The sequence below is a fragment of the Pseudomonas sp. HY13-MNA-CIBAN-0226 genome (assembly GCF_040310305.1).
GTDB lineage: Bacteria > Pseudomonadota > Gammaproteobacteria > Pseudomonadales > Pseudomonadaceae > Aquipseudomonas > Aquipseudomonas gregormendelii.
Window position 1 is genome coordinate 1 of record NZ_JBEOPS010000006.1, and the last position, 25,663, is coordinate 25,663.

21 protein-coding genes are annotated in these 25,663 nt (G+C 60.1%); 15 read left to right on the forward strand and 6 right to left on the reverse strand.

Annotated features, from left to right (window positions below; translation table 11 throughout):
- Nucleotides 1–251: 251 nt before the first annotated feature.
- From aotJ to AAEZ05_RS08005, 6 genes are all read right to left on the reverse strand, one after another.
- On the reverse strand, nucleotides 252–1,028 hold the full coding sequence (gene aotJ / locus AAEZ05_RS07980; RefSeq protein ID WP_350646895.1) for an L-arginine-binding protein AotJ: 777 nt from the start codon (nucleotides 1,026–1,028) through the stop codon (nucleotides 252–254).
- 296 nt (nucleotides 1,029–1,324) lie between these two features.
- Nucleotides 1,325–1,777, reverse strand: coding sequence for a molybdopterin synthase catalytic subunit MoaE (moaE, locus tag AAEZ05_RS07985; protein ID WP_205892999.1), 453 nt, complete (start codon nucleotides 1,775–1,777; stop codon nucleotides 1,325–1,327).
- Between the two features lie 3 nt (nucleotides 1,778–1,780).
- Entirely contained in the window at nucleotides 1,781–2,023 is a 243-nt protein-coding gene (moaD, locus tag AAEZ05_RS07990) for a molybdopterin converting factor subunit 1 (protein WP_045062719.1), read from the reverse strand.
- Entirely contained in the window at nucleotides 2,020–2,493 is a 474-nt protein-coding gene (moaC, locus tag AAEZ05_RS07995) for a cyclic pyranopterin monophosphate synthase MoaC (protein WP_045062721.1), read from the reverse strand. Before moaC ends, moaD begins: the two co-directional genes overlap by 4 nt.
- 271 nt (nucleotides 2,494–2,764) lie before the next feature.
- The gene (locus AAEZ05_RS08000; RefSeq protein WP_045062722.1) at nucleotides 2,765–4,159 is read right to left on the reverse strand and encodes a PhoH family protein; all 1,395 of its coding nucleotides are present in this window, start codon (nucleotides 4,157–4,159) and stop codon (nucleotides 2,765–2,767) included.
- 337 nt (nucleotides 4,160–4,496) lie between these two features.
- Nucleotides 4,497–5,621, reverse strand: a complete 1,125-nt coding sequence (locus AAEZ05_RS08005) for a polysaccharide deacetylase family protein (protein ID WP_045062725.1) — start codon at nucleotides 5,619–5,621, stop codon at nucleotides 4,497–4,499.
- 242 nt (nucleotides 5,622–5,863) lie between these two features.
- On the opposite strand from AAEZ05_RS08005, the gene yaaA reads away from it, so the two are divergent.
- The 15 genes from yaaA (at nucleotide 5,864) to AAEZ05_RS08080 (ending at nucleotide 25,658) form a co-directional block, all read left to right on the forward strand.
- Complete coding sequence (gene yaaA / locus AAEZ05_RS08010) at nucleotides 5,864–6,643, forward strand: peroxide stress protein YaaA (RefSeq protein WP_350598980.1); 780 nt, start codon at nucleotides 5,864–5,866, stop codon at nucleotides 6,641–6,643.
- A gap of 800 nt (nucleotides 6,644–7,443) precedes the next feature.
- Nucleotides 7,444–8,760 (forward strand): nucleotide sugar dehydrogenase, encoded by a 1,317-nt coding sequence (locus tag AAEZ05_RS08015; protein ID WP_045061371.1) that lies wholly within the window; start codon nucleotides 7,444–7,446, stop codon nucleotides 8,758–8,760.
- A 289-nt stretch (nucleotides 8,761–9,049) separates the two neighbouring features.
- Nucleotides 9,050–10,531, forward strand: coding sequence for a mannuronan synthase (alg8, locus tag AAEZ05_RS08020; RefSeq protein WP_412548515.1), 1,482 nt, complete (start codon nucleotides 9,050–9,052; stop codon nucleotides 10,529–10,531).
- 36 nt (nucleotides 10,532–10,567) lie between these two features.
- A complete protein-coding gene (locus tag AAEZ05_RS08025) occupies nucleotides 10,568–11,737 on the forward strand; it encodes an alginate biosynthesis protein Alg44 (RefSeq protein ID WP_045061373.1) in 1,170 nt (389 codons plus the stop codon).
- 15 nt (nucleotides 11,738–11,752) lie between these two features.
- On the forward strand, nucleotides 11,753–13,255 hold the full coding sequence (gene algK, locus AAEZ05_RS08030; protein WP_350598982.1) for an alginate biosynthesis TPR repeat lipoprotein AlgK: 1,503 nt from the start codon (nucleotides 11,753–11,755) through the stop codon (nucleotides 13,253–13,255).
- Complete coding sequence (locus tag AAEZ05_RS08035) at nucleotides 13,252–14,739, forward strand: alginate export family protein (RefSeq protein ID WP_350646896.1); 1,488 nt, start codon at nucleotides 13,252–13,254, stop codon at nucleotides 14,737–14,739. The genes algK and AAEZ05_RS08035 overlap by 4 nt, the downstream gene beginning before the upstream one ends.
- A 26-nt stretch (nucleotides 14,740–14,765) precedes the next feature.
- The gene (gene algG / locus AAEZ05_RS08040) at nucleotides 14,766–16,340 is read left to right on the forward strand and encodes a mannuronan 5-epimerase AlgG (RefSeq protein ID WP_205892992.1); all 1,575 of its coding nucleotides are present in this window, start codon (nucleotides 14,766–14,768) and stop codon (nucleotides 16,338–16,340) included.
- Between the two features lie 10 nt (nucleotides 16,341–16,350).
- Nucleotides 16,351–17,799 carry an alginate O-acetyltransferase gene (locus AAEZ05_RS08045; RefSeq protein ID WP_205892991.1) on the forward strand — a complete coding sequence of 483 codons (1,449 nt, stop codon included), beginning with the start codon at nucleotides 16,351–16,353 and terminating at the stop codon, nucleotides 17,797–17,799.
- A gap of 11 nt (nucleotides 17,800–17,810) precedes the next feature.
- Nucleotides 17,811–18,941 (forward strand): mannuronate-specific alginate lyase, encoded by a 1,131-nt coding sequence (locus AAEZ05_RS08050; protein WP_045061378.1) that lies wholly within the window; start codon nucleotides 17,811–17,813, stop codon nucleotides 18,939–18,941.
- Nucleotides 18,942–19,066: 125 nt separating this feature from the next.
- Complete coding sequence (locus AAEZ05_RS08055) at nucleotides 19,067–20,632, forward strand: MBOAT family O-acyltransferase (protein ID WP_045061379.1); 1,566 nt, start codon at nucleotides 19,067–19,069, stop codon at nucleotides 20,630–20,632.
- An 11-nt stretch (nucleotides 20,633–20,643) separates the two neighbouring features.
- On the forward strand, nucleotides 20,644–21,819 hold the full coding sequence (locus AAEZ05_RS08060; RefSeq protein ID WP_045061380.1) for an alginate O-acetyltransferase: 1,176 nt from the start codon (nucleotides 20,644–20,646) through the stop codon (nucleotides 21,817–21,819).
- Nucleotides 21,820–21,836: 17 nt separating this feature from the next.
- Nucleotides 21,837–22,493, forward strand: a complete 657-nt coding sequence (locus AAEZ05_RS08065) for an alginate O-acetyltransferase AlgF (protein ID WP_045061381.1) — start codon at nucleotides 21,837–21,839, stop codon at nucleotides 22,491–22,493.
- A gap of 146 nt (nucleotides 22,494–22,639) precedes the next feature.
- Nucleotides 22,640–24,091 (forward strand): mannose-1-phosphate guanylyltransferase/mannose-6-phosphate isomerase, encoded by a 1,452-nt coding sequence (locus AAEZ05_RS08070; protein WP_045061382.1) that lies wholly within the window; start codon nucleotides 22,640–22,642, stop codon nucleotides 24,089–24,091.
- Nucleotides 24,092–24,335: 244 nt separating this feature from the next.
- Entirely contained in the window at nucleotides 24,336–24,800 is a 465-nt protein-coding gene (locus AAEZ05_RS08075) for a multidrug transporter (protein WP_045061383.1), read from the forward strand.
- Nucleotides 24,801–24,833: 33 nt separating this feature from the next.
- Nucleotides 24,834–25,658 carry an SDR family oxidoreductase gene (locus AAEZ05_RS08080; protein ID WP_045061384.1) on the forward strand — a complete coding sequence of 275 codons (825 nt, stop codon included), beginning with the start codon at nucleotides 24,834–24,836 and terminating at the stop codon, nucleotides 25,656–25,658.
- Nucleotides 25,659–25,663: the final 5 nt, after the last annotated feature.

Here is a 25,663-nt window from a genome sequence, read left to right on the forward strand (position 1 = left end):
GAGCCTCGGGCTGCTGTACCGCTCTGGGATGCATTCAAACTGTGGGATCCAACCTGCTGGCTCCCACATTGAAATGCTCTCAACTGTGGGAGCCTCGGGCTGCTGTACCGCTCTGGGATGCATTCAAACTGTGGGATCCAACCTGCTGGCTCCCACATTGAAATGCACTCAACTGTGGGAGCCTCGGGCTGCTGTACCGCTCTGGAATGCATTCAAAACTGTGGGAGCCAGCCTGCTGGCGATGCTTTTGCTCAGTCGCCGTAAATATCCGACTTGAAGTACTTCTCGGAAATCTTCAGGTATTCGCCATTGGCGCGAATGCCGTCGATGGCGCTGTTCAGCTCGCTGACCAGTTCGGTGTTGCCCCTGCGCACGGCAATCCCGGCGCCCTCGCCCACATATTTCGGGTCCTTGAGTTCTGGCCCAACGAACGCATACCCCTTGCCGCGAGGCATCGAGAGGAAGTCACTGAGCGGGATGGTGTCGGCAAAGATCGCATCGAGGCGACCGGCTGCCAGGTCCATGTAGATCTCTTCGTTGTTGCTGTAGCGCTTGACGTTGACGCCCTTGGGTTCAAACACCTCGGTGGCGTAACGGTCAGTGGTGGTGGCGCGCTGCACGCCGACGTTCTTGCCTTTGAGGCTGGCGTACTGATCATCCACGACTGCGCCATCCTTCATCACCAGGCGCGAAGAGGTGAAGTAGTACTTGTGGGTGAAATCCACCGACTTCTTGCGATCTTCGTTGATGGTCATAGACGACAGGGCCATGTCGATTTTCTTCACTTTCAGCGAAGGAATCAGGCCATCGAACTCACCTTCGACCCAAACGCACTTGGCCTTCATCTGCGCGCACAGGGCATTGCCGATGTCGTAGTCGAAACCGACGATCTCGCCCTTGTCGGTCTTGGAGGCAAACGGCGGGTAAGCGGCTTCAATGCCGATGCGCAGGGTTTTCTCGGCGGCGAACACAGAGCTGCACGCCAACAGGCTCAGGGCCAGACCGGTGATGAGGGGGAATTGCTTCATATTCGTTCTCTCGCGGGTTGTTGTTGGTTTGGCAAGACAGAAGAAAAAGCTGGAACTGGGGGGACGATTTTTTTGTACTTATAATTCCATACTGGACTTTTGTGTACTGATCGTCAATTGGGGGATCGGCCGGTGGTCGGGAGGAGTGCCAAGCTGAATTCATTGGCGAAGCTGATGGCCTCTTCGCGGGCGAGCCCGCTCCCACAGGGATGAACGTCGCTCACACATTGTGCAAGCAACACAAGACCTGTGGGAGCGGGCGTGCCCGCGATGGCGTATCTGAGGACGACGAGGATCTACCGCTTCCAGCGATCCGCTGCCGCATGGTCACTGTCCCGCCCTTCCACCCACCGCGGCCCGTCGCTGGTGTTTTCCTTCTTCCAGAACGGTGCACGGGTCTTGAGGTAGTCCATGACAAAGGCGCAGGCGTCGAACGCCGCCTGGCGATGGGCACTGGCGGCCCCGACGAAGACGATCGGCTCCCCCGGTTCCAGCGCGCCGATACGGTGCAGCACTTCCAGCTTGAGCAGTGGCCAGCGCTGTTCAGCCTCCAGGGCAATCTTGCCCAAGGCCTTTTCGGTCATGCCCGGGTAGTGTTCAAGAAACATCCCGGACACGTCGAGCCCGTCATTGAAGTCGCGCACGTAGCCGACAAAGCTCACCACTGCGCCCACACCCACGTTGGCAGCCTGCATGGCATTGACTTCAGCACCCGGATCGAACGCCGCGCACTGCACGCGAATGGCCATGGTTCAGCCTCCGGTCACAGTCGGAAAGAACGCCACTTCATCGCCATCGACCAGCGGTTCATCAAGCTGGCAGAGGTCTTCGTTGCGGGCGCACATCAGGTTCTGCTCTGTCAGCACAACCGCGCCGTCGCGCCGGGCGACACATTCACGCACGTCATCGACAGTGGCGAAATCCCCTGAGACCTGCAGCGAATCGACCCCCATCGCCTCACGATAACGGGCAAAAAACTTCACGGTGATGTTCATGTCGGCTCCGCCTGGAAATGTCCGCTCTTGCCGCCGACTTTTTCCAGCAGCCGAACGCTTTCGATGGTCATGCCACGGTCAACCGCCTTGCACATGTCATAGATCGTCAGTGCCGCGACGCTGGCTGCCGTCAGGGCCTCCATCTCGACACCGGTCTGCCCGGACAACTTGCAGCGCGCGACGATGCGCACGGCGTCGTCGCCCTCGGCACTGAGCTCCACCTTGACGCCGGTGAGCATCAGCGGATGGCACAGCGGGATCAGATCGCTGGTTTTCTTCGCCGCCTGAATGCCGGCAATGCGCGCCACGGCAAACACATCACCCTTGGGGTGACCGCCGCTGACGATCATTTGCAGGGTTTCGGGCAGCATGCGCACCAGCGCCTGGGCGGTCGCTTCACGGAAGGTCACGGCTTTTTCGGTGACGTCGACCATGTTGGCGCGACCTTGGGAATCGAGATGAGTCAGCACGGGGTTACTCCTGATCAGGAGTGGCGATTGTAAACCTGCGGGTCAATTTTTCGCACGCAAGATTGCAAGGCTGCCGCCAAACACCGTAGGAGCTGCCGAAGGCTGCGATCTTTTGATCTTCAATCTGAAAATCAAGATCAAAAGATCGCAGCCTTCGGCAGCTCCTACCAAGATCAAAAGATCGCAGCCTTCGGCAGCTCCTACGGGGCGTTCGGCGCGAAATTCGGGTAACAAAACGGGCGGCTTAGGGCCGCCCGGTTTGGGTGAGGGGTTACAAATGCGTCTCTGCGTATTCAGCCAGAATCGAACGAGGCACCCCTTGCAGGGTGATGTGCACGCCATTGGGGAAGTCTTTGAAGCGTTCGGTCAGGTACGTCAGCCCGGAGCTGGTCGCGGACAGGTAAGGGGTGTCGATCTGTGCCAGGTTGCCCAGGCACACCACTTTGGAACCCGCGCCGGCACGGGTGATGATGGTCTTCATCTGGTGCGGCGTGAGGTTCTGGCATTCGTCGATCAGAATCAGGCTTTGCTGGAAGCTGCGACCCCGGATGTAGTTGAGGGATTTGAACTGCAACGGCACTTTGCTGAGGATGTAGTCGACGCTGCCATGGGTGTTTTCGTCATCCATGTGCAAGGCTTCGAGGTTGTCGGTGATTGCGCCGAGCCACGGTTCCATTTTTTCCGCTTCGGTGCCAGGCAGGAAACCGATCTCCTGGTCCAGGCCCTGCACACTGCGGGTGGCGATGATGCGGCGATAGCGTTTGCTGACCATGGTCTGCTCGATCGCAGCGGCCAACGCCAGAATGGTCTTGCCGGAACCAGCGGCGCCAGACAGGTTGACCAGGTGAATGTCCGGATCGAGCAAGGCGTACAGCGCCAGGCTCTGGTAGATGTCACGCGGTTTCAGGCCCCAGGCTTCCTGGTGCAACAGGGGTTCCTGGTGCAGGTCGAGAATCAGCAGCTTGTCTTCGTCGATCTCCTTGATCCAGCCTACAAAGCCCTGCTCGTCGATGATGAACTCGTTGATGTGGACCGCTGGCAAGTTGTCGATCATCCGCACCTGATGCCACGTGCGGCCATGGTCCTGGCGGGTTTCGACATTTTTCACCAGATCCCAGAAGGAGCCGGTCATGTTGTGGTAACCATTGGGCAGCAGCGAAACATCGTCGACCAGTTGGTCAGTGCTGTAGTCCTCGGATGCGATCCCACAGGCTCTCGCCTTGAGGCGCATGTTGATGTCTTTGGTGACCAGCACCACTGGCAGCTTGGGCTCGCGCGCATGCAGGTCGATCAGCTGGTTGATGATGATGTTGTCGTTCAGGTGTTCAGGCAGGATGATGTTTGGCTCAGCCCGCTTGCTCATCAGAATTGACAGCAGACCCTTCGGCCCACTTTTGCCCCGCTGGATCGGTACTCCCAGTTCGACGTCTTCAGGGCTGGCTTCACCCAGTGTCTTGTCAATCAGGCGAATCGCCTGGCGACATTCCGCGGCTACGCTGTGATGCCCGCTCTTGAGCTTGTCCAGCTCCTCAAGCACGGTCATTGGAATGGCGACGTGGTGTTCTTCGAAGTTGAGCAGTGCGTTTGGATCGTGAATCAATACGTTGGTATCGAGTACATAAAGGATAGGCTGGTTGGAGGAAGAACTACGTCCGTGATCATCCATACTCGGTCACCTTTGTGGGAGCCAATCGACGCAATACCATGACAGTGCTGCGCCTCGAAGTAGCCACCGAATTCACCTGCGAGGGATCAAGTGAACTGCACACACAATTGGGTCTTGGGAGACGCCACCTGTGTTGCAGGTTTCGGCGGTCTGTCTTCGTAATACTCCAAAACAGGTGACAGGAAAAAGTACTTTGACGCTTTTTTGAAGTTTATTTTTCAGAGTGACGAAAAGCCCTTGGCGTGCAGGCAATGTGCCGTTAAAGTCGGAAGTTCGCCTGCATCGAAATCTCTCGAGAATTCGCCCCTCGCCCAATGTTTACGGGCTTTTTTCCTGTTCAGCGAAAACCGTCCTGACAGTCGTCCCAACCGATCCCGCTGGCCGCCGTTTGCGTGATCAGCCAGGGCAGCGCAGTTTTCACTGCATCCTGTTTCACATTGAAATTGATCACCCCGTGGCGCCACAGCAGCATCAGCGTCAGCACCCGTTGTGCGGCCTGATTGGCCTTGAGCTTGCCCGCGCCGTCCTGGGCGTCGATGTCCCACAGCGCCACCTGCAGGCCCTGCGCTTTGAAGAAGGCTGCCGCGTCCGCGCGACGCTGGCCGTCCGGCGGGCGAAACAGCGGCACGTAGTTTTCCGGCAGCTTGCTTTTGACCAGGTCGGCGCTGCGCCTTACCGAGTCCTGCCAGTCCTGCCAGTGGCTGTGGGAGCGAAACTCCCAACCCTGCACGCCGATGCACTGTTGTGAGTAAGTCGCTTGCAGGCTGGACACCGAACGCTCGGCGAGTCGCGCCTGAATGTCCTTGCCCAGCACGAAGAACGTGGCGCTGATGTTCGCCTTGCGCAGGTACTCGGTCACCCAGGCGGTATTGTCCGGCACCGCGTTGGCGGCGCTGTCGAAGGTCAGCAGAAACAGCCGGTCGTGCATGCCCTCGCCGTTGCGCTCATAGTCGCCAAAACGATCGACTTCGCTGGTGGTTTGCGGGAACAGCGCAGCCTTGCGCAACAGTTCGTCGAGGTACTGAGCGTGGAACAGGCGACTCGGTTCGGCCCATTTGATGTAGTAGCTGTCATCGCTGACCTGGAACTTGGCGGCCTGTTCGCGCAGCGTCGCCATGTCCTCTACCAGAAAGCAGAACGAGGCGTCCTGATCGCAGCTTTGCTGGGCGAAGTTGTAGTTGGCCAGCAGGCGCTGCCACAGGCGCTCGCGCAGTTGATGGACGGCGTCCGAATTGATCGTGCGCAGGCCCAGGCGTTGGGTCAGGCTGGCGTCGTCCATGGACTCACTGGCCAGCAGCACCCGCGCGAACATGAGGATTTCGGCGCGCGACGCGACGTCGAACAGGGTCGGGTTGCCGAGCTTTTCGGGCCAGGTGCTGCGGTCGAGCGTCGCCACCTCGCCGGGTGCCGCTGTGGCGCCGAGGCTTAAAAGGCAGGCGAGGGCCAGAAAAACGATACGCAATGGGATGTCTCCATAACAAAACCCGCGCGGCACTATATATCGGGAAGATCAAAAGATCGCAGCCTTCGGCAGCTCCTACAGGAGCACACCCAATCCCCGGTGAACCCGATCCGTAGGAGCTGCCAAGTGAAACGAGGCTGCGATCTTTTTCCATGACACCACCGATCACCTATCACACCCATAGCTGGAGTCAACGCAGACAACCCCCTAGAATCGCCCCCACGATTAAAGGAGACGACTTCATGCTGATGGTGATTTCCCCCGCCAAGACCCTCGACTACGAAACACCGCCGGCCACCCAGCGCTTCACCCAGCCGCAGTACCTCGACCATTCCCAGGAACTGATCCAGCAATTGCGCGACCTCACGCCCGCGCAGATCAGTGAGCTGATGCACGTCTCCGACAAGATCGGCGGCCTCAATGCCGCGCGCTTTGGCAGCTGGACGCCTGCATTCACCCCGGAAAACGCCAAACAGGCCTTGCTGGCCTTCAAGGGTGATGTCTACACCGGGCTGAACGCGCAAACCTTCAGCGAAGCCGATTTCGATTACGCCCAGGAACACTTGCGCATGCTCTCGGGTCTGTACGGCCTGCTCCGCCCCCTGGACCTGATGCAACCGTACCGGCTGGAGATGGGCACCAAACTGGCAAACGCCCGTGGCAAGGACCTGTATGCCTTCTGGGGCACGCGCATCAGCGAATGGTTGAACGAAGCCTTGGCCGACCAGGGCGATGACGTGCTGCTGAACCTGGCCTCCAACGAGTATTTTTCGGCCGTCAAACGCAGCGCCTTGAACGCACGCATCATCAATACCGAGTTCAAGGACCTGAAAAACGGCCAGTACAAGATCATCAGTTTCTACGCAAAAAAAGCCCGCGGAATGATGAGCCGCTTCGTCATTGAAGAGCGCATCAACGATCCGCTGGCGCTCAAGCAGTTCGACGTCCAGGGCTATCGGTTCAGTGCCGAGCAGTCTAAACCGGACAACCTGGTATTCCTTCGCGATCACGCTCCCGAGTGATGCACCGGCTCGGCGCACGATCTCCGTGCGCCGACGTTTGATCGTCTGACAATCCCTCACCGAATCGCCGACATTCTGGCGTCAAAAATACAGCGCGCCCTCCCCTAACTTTTGTTTCACTCGACGTCGACGTTTTTTTTCAGTAGTGGCACCGAAAATTTTTCTCTGTAGTGGCACAAAACTATCCCCGGCAATTATACGCCTATATATAAAGGGCGAGACGGCAAGTGCTATCAATATGAGAGCAGTGCCATCTTTCTCTATATTTCAAGAAATTTCAGATTTCGCGATGGGCGGACAGGAACTATGTCCACATGCGTCGCTCATACCACCGGTAACGATTATCCGTGAGGTTGTACGAGATAACTTACGCAGATAAGGGATTCATGCAGCGAAGTTGTCACATGAACTAGCGCTAACTAATCGCTCATTTGGGCAACACTGAAAGGACTGGAGATAAGCCACACTGCTATCCCCTGAAAGGCCAAGGCTGCGCCCCTATAAACGTGCTCGCCTGAGCACCCAACCGCTTGATCTACGGGCCTTTCGCCTGGCATCGAGCGCGCAAGACCTTTGCACGAAGGTCCTCTGAGCCGAGGATCCGCTGCATGACAGGGCAAGCCATAACAATAAAGCCTAGTTACGCACACCTTGAGTGCACTTATTTAGACACTCGGAACTTATATGCCTGTACGCGGCACGGCGGCGCTTGTATGCCGTACTTCCGAGTGCACTTTGACCGCTGAACACCATTAACTCCGGCCATGTAATGGCTTGATAAAACACTGAGGTAATTTGCGATGCGCATCAGCATATTTGGTTTGGGTTACGTGGGCGCTGTCTGTGCCGGCTGCCTGTCTGCACGGGGCCACGACGTGGTTGGCGTCGATGTTGCCAAAGACAAGATCGATATGATCAACGCCGGCAAATCGCCGATCGTTGAACCGGGTCTGGGCGAACTTCTGCGCAAGGGCATCGATACCGGCAAACTGCGCGGCACGACCGACTTCGCCGAAGCGATTCGCGACACCGACCTGTCGATGATCTGCGTCGGCACACCGAGCAAGAAAAACGGCGACCTGGAACTTAACTACATCGAGGCTGTGTGCCGCGAGATCGGTTTTGTCCTGCGTGACAAGACCACCCGCCACACCATCGTGGTTCGCAGCACCGTACTGCCGGGCACTGTCGCAAACGTTGTCATCCCGATCCTCGAGGACTGCTCCGGCAAGAAAGCCGGCGTCGACTTCGGCGTTGCAGTGAACCCTGAGTTCCTGCGTGAAAGCACCGCGATCGCCGACTATGACCTGCCGCCCATGACGGTCATCGGCGAATTCGACAAAGCCTCGGGCGACGTCCTGCAATCGCTGTACGAAGAGCTCGACGCGCCGATCATCCGCAAGGACATCGCGGTTGCCGAGATGATCAAGTACACCTGCAACGTCTGGCACGCCACCAAGGTGACCTTCGCCAACGAGATCGGCAACATTGCCAAGGCCGTCGGTGTCGATGGTCGTGAAGTGATGGAAGTGGTCTGCCAGGACAAGACACTGAACCTGTCCCAGTACTACATGCGCCCTGGCTTCGCCTTCGGCGGTTCCTGCCTGCCCAAGGACGTGCGCGCCCTGACCTTCCGCGCCGGTTCCCTGGACGTCGAAGCGCCGCTGCTGAACTCGCTGATGCGCAGCAACGTGTCGCAGGTACAGAACGCCTTCGACATCGTTTCCAGCCACGACAAACGCAAAGTCGCCCTGCTGGGCCTGAGCTTCAAGGCCGGCACCGACGACCTGCGCGAAAGCCCGCTGGTCGACCTGGCCGAAATGCTGATCGGCAAGGGTTACGACCTGAGCATCTACGACAGCAACGTCGAGTACGCCCGTGTCCACGGTGCCAACAAGGACTACATCGAATCGAAGATCCCTCACGTCTCGTCCCTGCTCAACTCCGACTTCGACGATGTGATCAACAACTCCGACGTGATCATCCTCGGCAACCGTGACGAGAAATTCCGCGCCCTGGCGCAGAACGCTCCGCACGGCAAGCAAGTGGTCGACCTGGTTGGCTTCATGTCCCAGGCCACCAGCGTCAAAGATCGCACCGAAGGCATCTGCTGGTAACCGCAAGGCATCTCTTCGGCGCCGCGCAACAACTGTGCGAACCCGTCGTAGGAGCTGACGAGTGAAACGAGGCTGCGATCTTTTCAGGGTCACTTGAGTTCTGAGCGAACCCTGAAAGATCAAGATCAAAAGATCGCAGCCTTCGGCAGCTCCTACACAGGTTCACCCGGGTTTCGAGTGAACCCGAAAAGATCGGTGTCACCCGTAACCTTGCAAGTTTTTTGTAAGCCTGCCTTAACCCCATCGGGCCACCCCACAGGCTCGCCCGAGATCGAGACGGATGCAGATTATGCACAGGCTAAAGCACGGCCTACTTCAGGCCGCCGGCTGGCTGTTTTACCTCACTATTTTGATGGGCATCGCCATGGCGCTGCCTGTGTCCACGTTCGACTCCGAGTCGAAGGACTTCATCTTCCTGATCGGTATCGTCGGTATCTGGCGCTACTCGATGGGTGCCACGCACTTTCTGCGCGGCATGCTGTTTCTGTACGTGGTCTACCCGCACCTGCGCCGCAAAGTGCGCAAGCTGGGCAAGGCGGCGGACCCGTCCCACGTCTTCCTGATGGTTACCAGTTTCCGTATCGACGCGCTGACCACCGCCCAGGTCTACAGCTCGGTGATTCGCGAAGCGATCGACTGCGGCCTGCCGACCACCGTGGTCTGCTCCATCGTGGAAATGTCCGATGAGCTGCTGGTCAAAAGCCTCTGGTTGCGGATGAACCCGCCAGAGCGGGTCAAGCTCGACTTCGTGCGCATTCCCGGCACCGGCAAACGTGATGGCCTGGCCTACGGTTTCCGTGCGATCTCCCGGCACATGCCGGACGACCGTGCGGTTGTCGCCGTGGTCGATGGCGACACCGTGCTCGCCGAGGGCGTGGTGCTCAAGACCGTGCCGTGGTTCCAGCTGTTTGGCAACGTCGGCGGCCTGACCACCAACGAGTTCTGCGAAGTGCGCGGCGGCTACATCATGAGCGAGTGGCACAAACTGCGCTTCGCCCAGCGCCACATCAACATGTGCTCGATGGCTCTGTCCAAGCGCGTCCTGACCATGACCGGCCGGATGTCGGTGTTCCGCGCCACCGTGGTGACCGACCCGGACTTCATCGCCGACGTGGAAAGCGACTCGTTGCAACACTGGCGCCTGGGCCGCTTCAAGTTCCTCACTGGTGACGACAAGTCGAGCTGGTTCAGCCTGATGCGCCTGGGCTACGACACGTTTTACGTGCCGGACGCGGCGATCCACACCGTGGAACACCCGCCGGAAAAGAGCTTCATCAAGGCCAGCCGCAAACTGATGTTCCGCTGGTACGGCAACAACCTGCGCCAGAACGCTCGCGCCCTGGGCCTGGGGGTCAAACGCCTCGGCCTGTTCACTTCGGTGGTGCTGTTTGATCAACGCGTATCGATGTGGACCTCGCTGCTGGGCCTGACCGTGGCCATCATCGCCAGCTTCAAGTACGGCACCGCGTTCATCCTGGTCTACCTGCTGTGGATCGGCATCACCCGCCTGATCCTGACCCTGCTGCTGTCGTGCTCGGGTCACAAGATCGGCCCGGCCTACCCGGCGATCCTCTATTACAACCAGATCGTCGGCGCGCTGGTGAAGATCTACGTGTTCTTCCGCCTCGACCAACAATCCTGGACCCGCCAGGACACCAAACTGACCCGTGATCTCGCCAGCTTTCAACGTTGGTTCAACACCTGGTCGTCTCGGACCATGACCTTCTCCGCCGGCAGCATTTTTGTCGCCGTGCTGCTGATGATGGTCTGACCGCCCCCTTATTGAATTAACCAGGAAATCGCCTATATGAATACCGCCGTCAACGCCAACGTAGTGCACGAATCAGAAGCCCAGCGCCAACACGCCCGCGTGAAAATCCCGGCGAAGCTGCGTTTCTTCGGTCCCGACCGGACCCCGATTGAAGCCCGGGTCCTCGACCTTTCCGCCGGAGGCCTGGCCTTCAACGCCGGCCAGCTGCCGCTGAAGATCGGCGACGTGCACAAGGCTCGCCTGCAATTCGTGATCGACAACCTCGGCCTGGCCATGGACGTGGAACTGCAAGTGCGCTCGTTCGATCGCCAGACCGGTCGCGCCGGTTGCCAGTTCCAGAACCTGGAACCGCAGGACATCTCGACTCTGCGTCACCTGATCACTTCGCACCTGTCCGGCGACATCGTCAGCATGGGTGAAGTACTGGCGACCCTGCAGCGCGACAACTTCACCAAGGCGCGCAAAATGAAGGACGGCGGCCACGGCATGACCCCGTTCGGGCGTTTGCGTGCGGTGACGTTCAGCCTGGCGATTTTCCTCGTCGGCCTCACGGCGTTCGGTTTCATCTTCAAGTCGGTGTACGGCATGTACTTCGTCAGCCACGCCCAGGCGGGTCTGGTCAGCGTGCCGGGCATGAACATCACCATGCCCCGCGACGGCACCGTGCAGAGCCTGATCAAGGCCGACGGCATCGCCGCCAAAGGCGCCCCACTGGCGACTTTCAGCACCAGCATGCTCGATGTGCTCAAGGGCCATCTGGAAGAAGACCAGCTGCAGCCGGCCAAGGTTGAAGAGCTGTTCGGCAAGCAAATGACCGGCACCCTGACCTCGCCGTGCGACTGCACCGTGTCGCAGCAACTGGTTGCCGACGGTCAGTACGCCAGTAAGGGTGACGTGATCTTCCAACTGGTACCGCGCAACAGCGAAGCCAACGTCGAAGCGCGGTTCTCGTACCGCCAGTTCAGCGACGTGCGCCCGGGTACCCAGGTCAGCTTCCAGATCGCCGGCGAAGACAAATCCCGCACCGGCAAGATCGTCAGCAGCACCAGCCTGAAAAGCGCCGACCTGTCCTCCGACATCCGCGTCCTGATCCAGCCGGACGAGCCGCTGGACAGCAAGTTCGCCGGTCGCCCGGTTGAAGTGAACAGCGACCGTGGCCCAAACCTGAACTGGCTGATCGACAAAGCCATGGCTGCTGGTTTGTAACCGGAGGACATGCCCGTGACGATTCCACTTATCCTCAGAACACCGCAATCCCTGTGGGAGCGAGCCTGCTCGCGATGGGATCGCTGCGGTTTGTCTGATGCACCGAGCCGCTTGAATCGCCAGCAGGCTGGCTCCCACAGGGGTGCGATGTGTGCACTGGCCCTGGCGGTCAGCCTCGCTGGCTGCGCCGGCCTGCCCGACCAGCGCCTGGCCAACGAAGCCCTCAAGCGCGGCGACACCGCCCTGGCCCAGCAGAATTACAAGCAACTGGCCGACCTCGGCTACAGCGAAGCCCAGGTAGGCCTCGCCGATATCCAGGTCGACAGCCGTGACCCGGCGCAGATCCGGCAGGCCGAGGCGACTTATCGCGCGGCCGTCGATGTCTCGCCGCGGGCCCAGGCGCGCCTGGGTCGCCTGCTGGTGGCCAAGCCCGGTTCCACCGAAGCCGAACAGCACGAAGCCGAAGGCCTGTTGAAGAAAGCCTCGGCCAATGGCCAGGGCAATACCCTGATTCCACTGGCCATGCTGTACCTGCAATACCCCCACAGCTTCCCGGACGTCAACGCGCAACAGCAGATCAGCCAATGGCGCGCCGAAGGCAAGCCTGAAGCCGGTCTGGCCCAGGTGCTGCTGTATCGCACCCAAGGCACTTACGACCAGCACCTGGACGAAGTCGAGAGCATCTGCAAAGCCGCGCTCAATACCACCGACATCTGCTACGTCGAGCTGGCCACGGTCTATCAGAAACAGGCCAAGCCCGAGCAACAGGCCGAGCTGATCAAGCAGATGCAAGCCGCCCATGCCCGCGGCACGGTTTCCGCCCAGCGAGTGGACAGCGTCGCCCGCGTCCTCGGCGATGCAACCCTTGGGACTACCGACGAGAAAACCGCCCAGTCGCTGCTCGAAGGCATCGCCCCCGGCTACCCCGCTTCCTGGGTCAGCCTGGCGCAACTGCTCTACGACTTCCCGGAACTGGGCGACGTCGACACGATGATGAAGTACCTGGACAACGGCCGCGCCGCCGATCAGCCGCGCGCCGAACTGTTGCTGGGCAAGCTCTACTACGAAGGCAAGATGGTCCCGGCCGACGCCAAGGCAGCCGAAGAACACTTCCAGAAAGCCGTCGGCCGCGAAGTGGCAGCCGATTACTACCTCGGCCAGATTTATCGCCGTGGCTACCTGGGCAAAGTCTATTCGCAAAAGGCCCTGGACCACCTGCTGACCGCTGCGCGCAATGGCCAGAACAGCGCCGACTTCGCCATCGCCCAGCTGTTCTCCCAAGGCAAGGGCACCAAGCCTAACCCGCTCAATGCCTATGTCTTCAGCCAGCTGGCCAAGGTTCAAGACACCCCTCAAGCCACCGAGCTTGCGCAAACACTCGAAGCCCAACTGCCGCCTGCCCAGCTCGCCGAGGCCCAACGCCTGTTGAAACAGGAACAGGCCGTTCGTGGTGCCTTGAGCCAGAACACGCTGCAACTGCACGCCCTGCAAGAAGAAGACGGCGAGGAATCCCTATGAAGTTGAATCCCTTTGTGCAGGCCGGCATTGGCCTGACGTTCGCCTTGCTGTGGTCGTGCCCGACCCTGGCGGCACTGACTGAAACCCAGAACTACGGCCTGGACGTGAAAATCACCGGCCAGTCCGAGGACGACCGTGACCTGGGTACCGCCAGCGGCGGCGACGTCAGCGGTGTGGGCCTGGACCTGCGCCCCTGGATCTACGGCGAAAGCGGCGCGTGGAGCGCCTACGCCATGGGTCAGGCGGTGACGTCCACCGACATCATCGAAACCGACACCCTGCAGCAGTCCGATAGCGACGGCACCCAGACCACCGACAACAGTGATCGCAAGACCAAGAAGAACTACCTGGCCATGCGCGAGTTCTGGGTCGGCTACAGCGGCCTCACGCCTTACCCGGGCGAGCAGTTGAAGCTGGGGCGCCAGCGCCTGCGCAACGACGACGGCCAATGGCGCGACACCAATATCGAAGCGCTGAACTGGACCTTCGATACCACCCTGTTGCGCGCCAACGTCGGCGTTGCCGAACGCTTCAGCGAATACCGCACCGACCTCAAGGAACTCGCGCCCAAGGACAAGGATCGCCTGCACGCCTATGCCGACGCGGCCTATCAGTGGACACCGGGCAACTGGGTCGGCGTTCGCGGTCACCACACCCACGACGACGGCAAGCTCGACTACCCGGAACCGGGTGTAGCGGGCGACTCGCTGGACAAGCAGCAGAACGGCGACATCAGCTGGCTGGGCCTCACCGCCGACAGCGACGCCTATAACTACCGCAACACCAACACCCTCAATTATTGGGGCAGCATCACCGGCATGAGCGGCGACACCGACACGGTCAATGCGCTGAATGCCGACGGCACCCGTCCGGCCGAAGCCAAGCGTGGTGAAGACCTCAACGGCTGGGCCACCGACATTGGCGTGCGCCTGCGCCTCGATCAGCAATGGCAAGTCGGTGCCGCCTACGCCCGCGCCAGCGCCGATTACGAACAGAACGGCCTGGAAAGCAACCGCTCGAACTACACCGGTACCCGTTCGCGCGTGCACCGTTTCGGCGAAGCGTTCCGCGGCGAAATGAACAACATGCAGACCGCCACCTTGTTCGGTTCCTGGATGCTCAACGACGAATACGACGCCAGCCTGATCTACCACAAGTTCTGGCGCGTCGACGGCAACAAGCCGGTCGGCAGCAACGGCATCAATGCGGTACAGAACGACACCGACGACGTCACCGGTGCGGTGCTCTCCAGCACTTCCCTGCCACTGGAAGACGGCACCAAGGACCTGGGTCAGGAGATGGACCTGGTGGTCACCAAGTACTTCAAGCAAGGCTTGCTGCCAGCCTCCCTGAGCCAGTCCATCGACGAGCCTTCGGCCCTCGTGCGTTTTCGTGGCGGCGTGTTCAAGCCGGGTGATGCGTATGGCAAGGACGTCGACTCGTACATGCACCGTGCGTTCATCGACGTGATCTGGCGCTTCTGATGCCAACTGCGAAGGGAGTGCCCGACATGAACAATCCGAAGCGAGGTTCAATCACCTTGCTGGCCGGCGCGATGCTGCTGGCAAGCGCGGCCGCCTTCGCCAACGTGGAGCCGGCGAGCAAGCCGGTGACCATGGGCAAGGAACTGCAACAGGCCAAAACCTACACCGTTACCAGTGCGCCGACTGCGCCGCTGGAGCTGGCAAAACCCAAGCTGCCGGACACCTCCGGCTACACCGCCGAAGCCATTGCCGCCAAGATCGTTCGCACCAAGGCCGGCAAAGTCAGCGTGCGCCGGATGATGCAGGAAAACGCCCTGAAGGATTTCATCGGCGGCGATAACAAGATGGCCGAATGGGTAGTGCGCCAGCACGGCATCCCCCAGGCGATCTTCATCGACGACGGCTACATGAACCTCAAGGACCTGGCGAAGAAGCTGCCCAAGCAGTACTTCAGCGAAACCTCGCCGGGGGTTTACCTGGCGAAGTTGCCGATCGTGGTCGGTGAAAAAGGCATCCTCGAAATCGACCAGCAGACCCAGGAACTGCGCCTGTCCCAGGAGGCCGGCTCGTTCCTGGTCAACGACGGCCAGCTGTTCGTGCGTGATACCAAAATCACCGGCTGGCGCGAGAAGGAAAATGGCCCGGCGACCTTCAAGTCGCCCAAGGAATTCCGTCCGTTCCTGTTGTCCTGGGGCGGCACCGAGACCTACATCGCCAACAGCAAGCTCGCCAGTTTCGGCTACGCCAACAGCAAGTCCTACGGCGTGAGTATTTCCCAATACACGCCGAACATGGCCAAGGTGCTCAAGCGCGCCGAACCGACCGGCTGGATCGTCGGCTCCGAGTTCTCGGACATGTGGTACGGCTTCTACTGCTACGAAACCGAAGGCTTCGTGGTCAAGGGCAATACCTACAAGGACAACATCGTCTACGGCATTGACCCGCATGACCGCTCCCACGGCCTGATCATCGCCGACAACACCGTGTACGGAACCAAGAAGAAGCACGGGATCATCATTTCCCGTGAGGTCAACGACAGCTTCATCTTCAACAACCGCAGCTACGACAACAAGCTGTCGGGCCTGGTGATCGACCGGAACAGCGTCAACAACCTGGTCGCCTACAACGAGATCTACAAGAACCACACCGACGGCATCACCCTCTACGAGAGTGCCGACAACCTGCTGTATGGCAACAAGGTGATCAGCAACCGTCGCCACGGCATCCGCATTCGTAACAGCGTGAACGTCCGCCTCTACGAAAACCTGGCCATGGCCAACGGCCTGACCGGCGTGTACGGCCACATCAAGGACCTGAGCGATACCGACCGCGACATCAAGCTCGACCCGTTCGACGCCCAGGTCTCGCTGATCATCGTTGGCGGCGAACTGGCCGGCAACGGCAGCGGCCCGCTGTCCATCGACTCGCCCTTGAGCGTCGAGCTGTATCGCGTATCGATGCTCGCCCCGACCAAATCCAGCGGCATCAGCTTCAACGGGATTCTTGGCGAACGCCAGGATGAAATTCTCGACCTGCTGGTACGCCAGCAGAAAGCCGTGCTGATCGACCCTGTCGAACGCCAGACCGAACTGCAGGACTGAGGATAATTTTATGCACCCACACTTGATCAAATTACTCAGCCTGTCGGGCCTGACCCTGGGGATTCTCGCTGCCAGCAACGGTGTACGCGCCGACGAGCTCAAGGCGCCGGATTTTACTGCCGAACCTTGCTGCAACCTGTGCCCCGAAGCCCATGACGCGAAGAACTACACCACGCGTTACCAGCAGAACTTCACCACGCTGGTGCAGGCCCAGGGCGACTGGCTGTTCCGTACGCAGGAAGACTTGCGCACCGAGTTCGACACCACGCCAGCCGGCTACAAGCGCATGCAGCAACTGCACGATGCGTTCAAGAGTAAAGGCGTCGAGCTGGTGGTCGTGTACCAGCCCACCCGTGGCCTGGTGAACCGCAACAAGCTCAATCCGCAGGATAAAGCCCAGTTCGATTTCGACAAGGCGCTGAAGAACTACAAGACCATGCTCGGGCGTTTCGCGCAAATGGGCTACGTAGTGCCGGATCTGTCGCCGCTGACCAACGAATCGCTGCCCGACACCCTGCCCGCCCACGATTTCTACTTCCGCGGCGACCAGCACTGGACCCCGTATGGCGCCCAGCGCACGGCGAAAATCGTGGCCGAGAAGGTCAAGCAGATTCCTGCCTTTGCCGACATTCCCAAGCGTGAATTCGAGACCCATAAGTCGGGTCGCATGGGCAAGACCGGAACATTACACAATATGGCCGGTCAACTCTGCGGCACCAGTTACGCCATCCAGTACATGGATCAATTCACCACGGAACCCAAAGGCGAAGCCGCCGATGGCGATCTGTTCAGCGACTCCGGTAATCCGGAGATCACCCTGGTCGGTACCAGTCACAGTGGCAAGAACTACAACTTCGCCGGTTTCCTTCAAGAGGCCATCGGCGCTGACATCCTCAACGTAGCGTTCCCTGGCGGTGGCCTGGAAGGTTCGATGCTGCAGTACCTGGGCAGCGAAGAATTCCAGACCAAGCCCCCGAAGATCCTGATCTGGGAATTCTCGCCGCTCTATCGCCTCGACCAGGAAACCATCTACCGCCAGATGATGGCGCTGCTGGATAACGGTTGCGAAGGCAAGGAAGCACAGATGACCGGCAGCACTACATTGAAGCCGGGCAAGAACGAATTGATGGTCAACAGCAAGAACCTGAACCTGCAAAACAGCAGCCACCAGGTTGACATCCGGTTCGCTGATCCATCGGTGAAAACCCTGCAAGCCACCCTCTGGTACATGAACGGTCGCCACGAGGACATCAAGATCGACAAACCGGAAACATCCGACACCGACGGGCGTTTCGCCTTCGAGTTGCGCACGGACGAAGACTGGGCCTCGCAGAATTTGCTGGCCGTCGAAGTCCAGGGCCCTGAAGCAGGTGCCGCGCCGCAGAAAGTCGAAGCGAAAATCTGCAAACGCAACGTGTTCCCTGGCGCTGGGCAGCGTACCGCTCAAGCCGGGCAATGAGGTTACCTCTTATGACATGCATGCAATCGCGAACGCTGAAGAAGTTGCTCGCACCTTCTCTGCTGACGCTGGCGATGTTCGCCGGCGCCACCCAGGCCGCCGCACCACTGCGGCCGCCCCAGGGTTACTTCGCGCCGATCGAGAAAGTGAAGACCGGCGACTTCAAGGATGGCTGTGATGCCATGCCGACGCCCTACACCGGCTCGCTGCAATTTCGCAGCAAGTACGAAGGCTCCGACAAGGCCCGTTCGACCCTGAACAAAGCATCGGAAAAAGCCTTCCGCGACACCACTGCAGATATCACCAAGATCGAGCGCGGCACCAGCAAGCGCGTGATGCAGTTCATGCGTGACGGTCGCCCGGAACAGCTCGAATGCACGCTCAACTGGTTGACCGCGTGGGCCAAGGCCGATGCGTTGATGTCCAAGGACTTCAACCACACCGGCAAGTCCATGCGCAAATGGGCGCTGGGCAGCATGGCGTCTTCGTACATCCACCTGAAATTCTCCGACTCGCATCCGCTGGCGAACCATCAGCAGGAGTCGCAGTTGATCGAGGCCTGGTTCAGCAAGATGGCTGATCAGGTGGTGAGCGACTGGGACAACCTGCCGCTGGAAAAAACCAACAACCACTCTTACTGGTCCGCCTGGTCGGTGATGGCAACTTCCATCGCCACCAACCGCCGCGACCTGTTCGACTGGGCCGTGAAGGAATACAAGGTCGGTGCCAATCAGGTCGATGCCGATGGCTTCCTGCCTAACGAAATGAAGCGTCAGCAACGCGCCCTCGCCTATCACAACTACGCCCTGCCGCCGCTGTCGATGATCGCCAGTTTTGCGCTGGTCAACGGTGTGGACGTGCGTCAGGAAAACAACGGCGCGCTCAAACGCCTGGGTGATCGAGTGCTCGCCGGGGTTGAAGACCCTGAGGCATTTGAGAAGAAGAACGGCAAGGAACAGGACATGACCGACCTCAAGGTCGACTCGAAATTCGCCTGGCTGGAACCGTTCTGCACGCTCTACACCTGCTCCCCTGATGTGCTTGAGAAGAAGCGCGAGATGCAACCGTTCAAGACGTTCCGGCTGGGGGGTGACCTGACCAGGGTCTACGACCCGGCCAGCGAAAAAGGCAAAGGCTCATAGAGCCGCACATAGCCCCGTAGGGTCAGTGTCGAGTTTGGGTTTTTTGGGTTAACCCCCCGGTTGTTCGTGGGGGGTTTGGGGGGGCCGTTGGCCCTTGAATGTTGGTTAAACACGGAGAGATCGGGATGGTATTTTCATCCAATGTGTTCCTGTTTCTGTTCTTGCCGATCTTTCTCGGCATGTACTATCTGAGCGGAATACGCTATCGCAACCTGCTGCTGCTGCTCGCCAGTTACGTGTTCTATGCCTGGTGGCGCGTGGACTTCCTTGCACTGTTCGCAGCCGTCACGCTGTGGAACTACTGGATCGGCCTCAAAGTCGGCGCCGCCGGCGTGCGTACCAAACCGGCACAGCGCTGGCTGCTGCTCGGCGTGGCTGTCGACCTGTGCATTCTGGGCTACTTCAAGTACGCCAACTTTGGCGTCGACAGCATCAATGCGATGATGACCTCGGTCGGCCTGTCGCCCTTCATCCTGACCCACGTGCTGCTGCCGATCGGTATCTCGTTCTACATCTTCGAGTCCATCAGCTACATCATCGACGTCTATCGCGGTGATACCCCGGCGACACGCAACCTGATCGACTTTGCCGCTTTCGTGGCGATCTTCCCGCACCTGATTGCCGGCCCGGTCCTGCGTTTTCGCGACCTCGCCGATCAGTTCAACAACCGCACCCACACCCTCGACAAGTTTTCCGAGGGCTGCACGCGGTTCATGCAGGGTTTCATCAAGAAAGTCTTCATCGCCGACACCCTGGCAGTGGTCGCCGACCACTGCTTTGCCTTGCAGAACCCGACAACCGGCGACGCCTGGCTCGGCGCCCTGGCCTACACCGCGCAACTGTATTTCGACTTCTCCGGCTACAGCGACATGGCCATCGGCCTGGGCTTGATGATGGGTTTCCGCTTCATGGAAAACTTCAAGCAGCCGTACATCAGCCAGTCGATCACCGAGTTCTGGCGGCGCTGGCACATCAGCCTGTCCACCTGGCTGCGTGACTACCTGTACATCACCCTGGGCGGTAACCGCAAAGGCACGCTGACGACCTATCGCAACCTGTTCCTGACCATGCTGCTCGGTGGTCTGTGGCACGGTGCGAACATCACCTACATCATCTGGGGTGCATGGCACGGCATGTGGCTGGCGATCGAAAAGGCCCTGGGTCTGAATACCTCGCCACGCAGCATCAACCCGATCCGCTGGGCCCTGACGTTCCTGCTGGTGGTCATGGGCTGGGTCATCTTCCGCTCGGAAAACCTGCACGTCGCCGGTCGCATGTACGGTGCGATGTTCAGCTTCGGCGAGTGGTCGCTGTCGGAACTCAACCAGGCCAGCCTCACCGGCCTGCAAGTGGCGACCCTGTTCGTGGCCTACGCCACCCTGGCGTTCTTCGGCATTCGTGATTTCTACAGCAACCTGCCGCCTGAAAAGTCCAAACCTGCGGTGGACGCTACGGCCGAAGGCCCGGCGACTGCCACCCCTGGAATGATCAAGGCCGTACCGGGCGACAACCCGGCCAGCATCCACGAACCCGGCTACACCGTTGGCGTTGAAGCCACCGTGCAACCGGCCTACTGGACCGCTGACTGGTCGCGTTACGTGATGCGCACCCTGGTACTGCTGCTGTTCATTGCCTCGATTTTCAAACTGTCGGCGCAAAGCTTCTCGCCGTTCCTTTACTTCCAGTTCTGAGGGATCTGACCATGACCCGCTCATTACGTCTGTTCTACATCGCCCTGTTCATGGTGATCCTGGTGGTCCTGGGGCTGTGGTCCACGCGCAGCTTCCTGGGCTTCAGCACCAACGCCGAAACCACGGTACTCAACGGGCGCTGGGCCAAAGCGGTCGAGACGCACTACGACGAAGAGTTCCCGATCAAGCGCCTGGGCACCAACCTGTGGGCTGCGCTGGACTTCAAACTGTTCAACGAAGGTCGTCCGGGCGTGGTGCTCGGTCGCGATCAATGGCTGTACAGCGATGAAGAGTTCAACCCGATCGTCAACGAAGAGTTGAACCTGCAAGGCAACTACGCGCTGGTCGAAGGCGTACGCCAGACCTTGAAAGACAAAGGCGTGAAACTGGTGATGGCGATCGTGCCGGCCAAGGCGCGCCTGTATCCGGAGCACCTGGGTGACGTGAAGCCCTCGAGCATTCACGGCAACCTGTACCAGGACTTCCACGCCCGCGTGGCAGCCAACAAGATCCTCGCCCCGGACCTGCTCGGCCCGTTCAACCAGGCCAAGCTCAGGGGTGAGCAAGTGTTCCTGCGCACCGACACTCACTGGACGCCGGAAGGCGCGCAAGTGGCTGCCGAAACCCTGGCCAAAACCATTACCGCCAAGTTCCCGCTGAGCGGCGAACCGCAACACTTCGTCACCCAGCCAGGGGAGAAAGTCACCCACAAAGGCGACCTGCGCCTGTTCCTGCCGCTGGACCCGCTGTTCGAAAACCTGATGCCGGCACAAGAGCCGTTGCAGAAGCGCAACACGGTCGCCACTGGCGAGCAGCCAGCCGGTGATGACGCCCTGTTCGCCAACACCGAAGTTCCCGTGGCGTTGATTGGCACCAGCTACAGCGCCAACCCGAACTGGAACTTCGTCGGCGCGCTGAAACAGGCGCTCAACAGCGACGTGGTCAATTACGCCGAAGACGGCCATGGCCCGATTCTGCCGATGCTCACCTACCTCAAAAGCGACGCTTTCAAGAACAGCCCGCCACAGGTGCTGATCTGGGAGTTTCCTGAACGTTATCTGCCTGTGAACAACGAAATCGGTGACGCCGACCCGCAGTGGGTCGCAGAGCTTAAACAAGCCGGCGCCCGCCAACAAAACGTAGCCGCAAACACTAAATCCGAGACGCCCGACCGGGCGCAAAACTGAAAGAGAGAGGTACTACCATGACTTTCACTACAACTCCTCGTCGTCTCGCCAAGACCTTTGCACTGGCCGCGACCTTCAGCGTCCTGTCGATGAACGCATTCGCCGGTGGCGACTCCGCGCTCTACGGCCCGACCGCACCGAAAGGCTCGAGCTTCGTGCGTGTCTACAACGCAGGTAATGCTGAAGTCAGCGCCACCGTCGGCAGCACCAACCTGGCCGAAGTCGCGCCGCTGTCCAGCACTGACTTCAGCTTCATGCCGGGCGGCGACTACAGCGCCAAGGTCGGCAGCCAGTCGCTGCCGGTAAAACTGGCCGGTGACCACTATTACACCCTGGTCAACAACGCCAGCGGCGCGCCGCAACTGATCGAAGAACCGCCGTTCAAGAACAAGCAGAAATCCCTGGTACGCGTGCAAAACCTGAGCGACAAGGCCCTGACCCTGAAAACGGCTGACGGCAAGACTGAAGTTGTGCCGTCCGTGGCGGCCAAGGGCCGTGGCGAGCGTGAAATCAACCCGGTCAAAGTCAGCCTGGCCCTGTACGACGGCGCCACCAAAGTCGGCGACGTGAAACCGGTTGCCCTGGAACGCGGTGAAGCCGCCGTGCTGTACGTCACCGGCAAAGGCAGCAGCCTGTCGCCAGTCTGGGTAAAACGCCCGGTTTCGACGCGCTAATCATTTTTTCGGAAGGCTGACACCCACCGGGGCCTTGAAACGGGCCCCTGTAGGAGCTGCGTCGACCTTCTGACACGGAACAAAAACAAGAGTGAAACGACACAGCGTTCGTAGCTCTAACCAAACGATTTTCAAGGAGTAACAACATGATTCCGGTGATCTTGTCAGGTGGTAGCGGCTCACGTCTTTGGCCGCTTTCGCGTAAGCAATTCCCCAAGCAGTTCCTCGCCCTGACCGGCGAGCACACGCTGTTCCAGCAAACCCTGGAACGCCTGGTGTTCGATGGCATGGACACCCCGATCGTGGTCTGCAACAAGGACCACCGCTTCATCGTCAACGAACAGCTCAGTGCCCGCAAGCTGGAGACCCAGCGCATCCTCATGGAGCCGTTCGGTCGCAACACCGCGCCTGCGGTAGCCTTGACCGCGATGATGCTGATCAACGAGGGTCGCGATGAGTTGATGCTGGTGCTGCCGGCCGACCACGTGCTCGAAGACCAGAAAGCCCTGCAGCGAGCCCTCGCCCTGGCGACAGTCGCTGCGGAAAACGGCGAAATGGTGCTGTTCGGCGTGCCGGCCACCAAACCGGAAACCGGCTACGGCTACATCAAGTCGACCAATGATTCGCTGCTGCCCGAAGGCGTCAGCCGCGTCTCGCAATTCGTCGAGAAACCGGACGTGAAACGCGCCACCGAGTTTGTCCAGTCCGGCGGTTATTTCTGGAACAGCGGCATGTTCCTGTTCCGCGCCAGCCGTTTCCTCGAAGAGCTGAAGAAGCACGATCCGGACATCTACGACACCTGCCTGCTGACCCTTGAGCGCAGCGAACAGGACGCGGACACCATCACCTTCGACGAAGCCACCTTCGCCTGCTGCCCGGACAATTCCATCGATTACTCGGTGATGGAAAAAACCCAACGCGCCTGCGTCGTGCCACTCACGGCCGGCTGGAGCGACGTCGGCTGCTGGTCGTCGCTGTGGGAGGTCAACGAGAAGGACGCCAACGGCAACGTCACCAAAGGCGACGTGGTGATCCAGGACAGCAAGAACTGCATGATCCACGGCAACGGCAAACTGGTGTCGGTGATCGGCCTGGAAAACATCGTGGTGGTCGAAACCAAGGACGCCATGATGATCGCGCACAAGGACTCGGTCCAGGGCGTGAAACAGATGGTCAATACCCTCAACGAGCAGGGTCGCAGCGAAACGCAGAACCACTGCGAGGTCTATCGCCCGTGGGGTTCCTACGACTCGGTCGACATGGGTGGACGCTTCCAGGTCAAGCACATCTCGGTCAAGCCGGGCGCGTGCCTGTCACTGCAGATGCACCACCACCGCGCCGAACACTGGATCGTGGTCAGCGGCACGGCGGAAGTGACCTGCGACGACAACGTGTTCCTGCTGTGCGAGAACCAGTCGACCTACATTCCGATCGCTTCGGTTCACCGCTTGCGCAACCCGGGCAAGATTCCACTCGAGATCATCGAAGTGCAATCGGGCAGCTACCTGGGCGAAGACGATATCGAGCGGTTTGAAGATATCTACGGTCGCTCCACCCCGATCGAGCGTGGCGTGTCGGTGAAAACCATCGCGCAGTAAGCGTTCAGCAAAACAGGAAGCCCCCGCCCAGACCGCTGCGAATCCCCATCCGCAGCGGGTTGGTCGGGGGCTTTTTTGTAATCCATCAAGATCAAAAGATCGCAGCCTTCGGCAGCTCCTACAGGGTGCGCGCCGCCATGTAGGAGCTGCCGAAGGCTGCGATCTTTTGACTTTGGCACTGCCCATCGCCAACCTCCCCTGCGCTTAGGTAGGATGACGTCCTCTAACCCTGAGGTTTCGCGTCATGTTTATCGGCGTCCTGCTGGTCATTACCTGGCTGGTCCTGCTCCTGCGCTACCCCGCCAAAGCCTTGCCGGTGTCCCTGGCGGCCGCCGTTGGGCTGGGCCTCGTGGCCACCTGGGTCATCTGGATGGATCATCGCGAGCTCAAGCAACTCGAACGCCTGGAGCTACGTATCAGCTATGCACCACAGAGCTGCCCCGCAGACCGGCCGTTGCACCTGACCATGAACAACGCCAACGACGTGCCGCTGACCGAACTGCGCTGGCGTGTCGGCGCCTATGCGCCGGGCGACACGGTCAACCTCGCCGACAACCAATACACCGCACCGCGCTACCGTGGCCCTGGCGAATTGCAGGCCGGTGGCAACTGGGAAGACTGTTTGCCCATGCCGCCGTTGCGTCCCGGTTATCGCCCGGAAACCCTCGAGTTTCGCGCCGAGCGTCTGCAAGGCAGTTTCTCCGACTGACCTCTCCACTTTCTCCTGCACAAGGACTGCGTCATGCCGATTGCGTTGATTACCGGTTGTTCCAGCGGCATTGGCCGCGCCCTGGCCGACGCCTTCAAGGCGGCCGGTTACGAAGTCTGGGCCAGTGCCCGCAAACCCGAAGACGTGGCCGCGTTGAGCGCTGCCGGCTTTACCGCCGTGCAGCTGGACGTCAACGACGCTGCGGCGCTGGAGGTATTGAGTGCACGGATCAACCAGGAGCGCGGCGGCCTCGATGTGCTGATCAACAACGCCGGGTATGGCGCCATGGGGCCGCTGCTCGATGGCGGTGTGGCGGCGATGCAGCGCCAGTTCGAAACCAATGTGTTCGCGATTGTCGGTGTCACCCGCGCAATGTTTCCGGTGCTGCGTCGCACCAAAGGCCTGGTGGTGAATATCGGCAGCGTATCCGGGGTGCTGGTGACACCATTCGCCGGCGCCTACTGTGCGTCGAAGGCCGCGGTACATGCCTTGAGCGATGCGCTGCGCATGGAACTGGCGCCGTTTGGTATCCGCGTCATGGAAGTTCAGCCGGGCGCAATCGAGTCCAGCTTCGCGAAGAATGCCGGCCATGAAGCCGAACAATTGATCACCGAGCAATCACCGTGGTGGCCGCTGCGTGAAGGCATTCGTGCGCGGGCCAAGGCCTCGCAAGACAACCCGACCCCGGCCACTGAATTTGCGGCGGGGCTGCTCAAGGCTGTGCAACAAAACAAACCACCGCGACTGCTGCGGTTGGGCAATGGCAGCCGGGCGTTGCCGTTGCTGGCGGGGTTGTTGCCCAAGGGATTGCTGGAGTCGGGGTTGATGAAGCGGTTCGGGTTGCGTGGGCAGCTCTGATACCG

Excerpts from the sequence above, each read along its gene's own strand:
- aotJ (WP_350646895.1), bottom strand. The coding sequence starts at position 1,028 with ATGAAGCAATTCCCCCTCATCACCGGTCTGGCCCTGAGCCTGTTGGCG.
- moaE (WP_205892999.1), bottom strand. The coding sequence starts at position 1,777 with ATGGCCATTCGCGTGCAGTGCGCGGCGTTCGATCCGGGTGCTGAAGTC.
- moaD (WP_045062719.1), bottom strand. The coding sequence starts at position 2,023 with ATGAACATCACCGTGAAGTTTTTTGCCCGTTATCGTGAGGCGATGGGG.
- AAEZ05_RS08000 (WP_045062722.1), bottom strand. The coding sequence starts at position 4,159 with ATGGATGATCACGGACGTAGTTCTTCCTCCAACCAGCCTATCCTTTAT.
- yaaA (WP_350598980.1), top strand. The coding sequence starts at position 5,864 with ATGCTGATGGTGATTTCCCCCGCCAAGACCCTCGACTACGAAACACCG.
- AAEZ05_RS08015 (WP_045061371.1), top strand. The coding sequence starts at position 7,444 with ATGCGCATCAGCATATTTGGTTTGGGTTACGTGGGCGCTGTCTGTGCC.
- alg8 (WP_412548515.1), top strand. The coding sequence starts at position 9,050 with ATGCACAGGCTAAAGCACGGCCTACTTCAGGCCGCCGGCTGGCTGTTT.
- AAEZ05_RS08025 (WP_045061373.1), top strand. The coding sequence starts at position 10,568 with ATGAATACCGCCGTCAACGCCAACGTAGTGCACGAATCAGAAGCCCAG.
- AAEZ05_RS08035 (WP_350646896.1), top strand. The coding sequence starts at position 13,252 with ATGAAGTTGAATCCCTTTGTGCAGGCCGGCATTGGCCTGACGTTCGCC.
- algG (WP_205892992.1), top strand. The coding sequence starts at position 14,766 with ATGAACAATCCGAAGCGAGGTTCAATCACCTTGCTGGCCGGCGCGATG.
- AAEZ05_RS08045 (WP_205892991.1), top strand. The coding sequence starts at position 16,351 with ATGCACCCACACTTGATCAAATTACTCAGCCTGTCGGGCCTGACCCTG.
- AAEZ05_RS08050 (WP_045061378.1), top strand. The coding sequence starts at position 17,811 with ATGACATGCATGCAATCGCGAACGCTGAAGAAGTTGCTCGCACCTTCT.
- AAEZ05_RS08055 (WP_045061379.1), top strand. The coding sequence starts at position 19,067 with ATGGTATTTTCATCCAATGTGTTCCTGTTTCTGTTCTTGCCGATCTTT.
- AAEZ05_RS08060 (WP_045061380.1), top strand. The coding sequence starts at position 20,644 with ATGACCCGCTCATTACGTCTGTTCTACATCGCCCTGTTCATGGTGATC.
- AAEZ05_RS08065 (WP_045061381.1), top strand. The coding sequence starts at position 21,837 with ATGACTTTCACTACAACTCCTCGTCGTCTCGCCAAGACCTTTGCACTG.
- AAEZ05_RS08070 (WP_045061382.1), top strand. The coding sequence starts at position 22,640 with ATGATTCCGGTGATCTTGTCAGGTGGTAGCGGCTCACGTCTTTGGCCG.
- AAEZ05_RS08075 (WP_045061383.1), top strand. The coding sequence starts at position 24,336 with ATGTTTATCGGCGTCCTGCTGGTCATTACCTGGCTGGTCCTGCTCCTG.
- AAEZ05_RS08080 (WP_045061384.1), top strand. The coding sequence starts at position 24,834 with ATGCCGATTGCGTTGATTACCGGTTGTTCCAGCGGCATTGGCCGCGCC.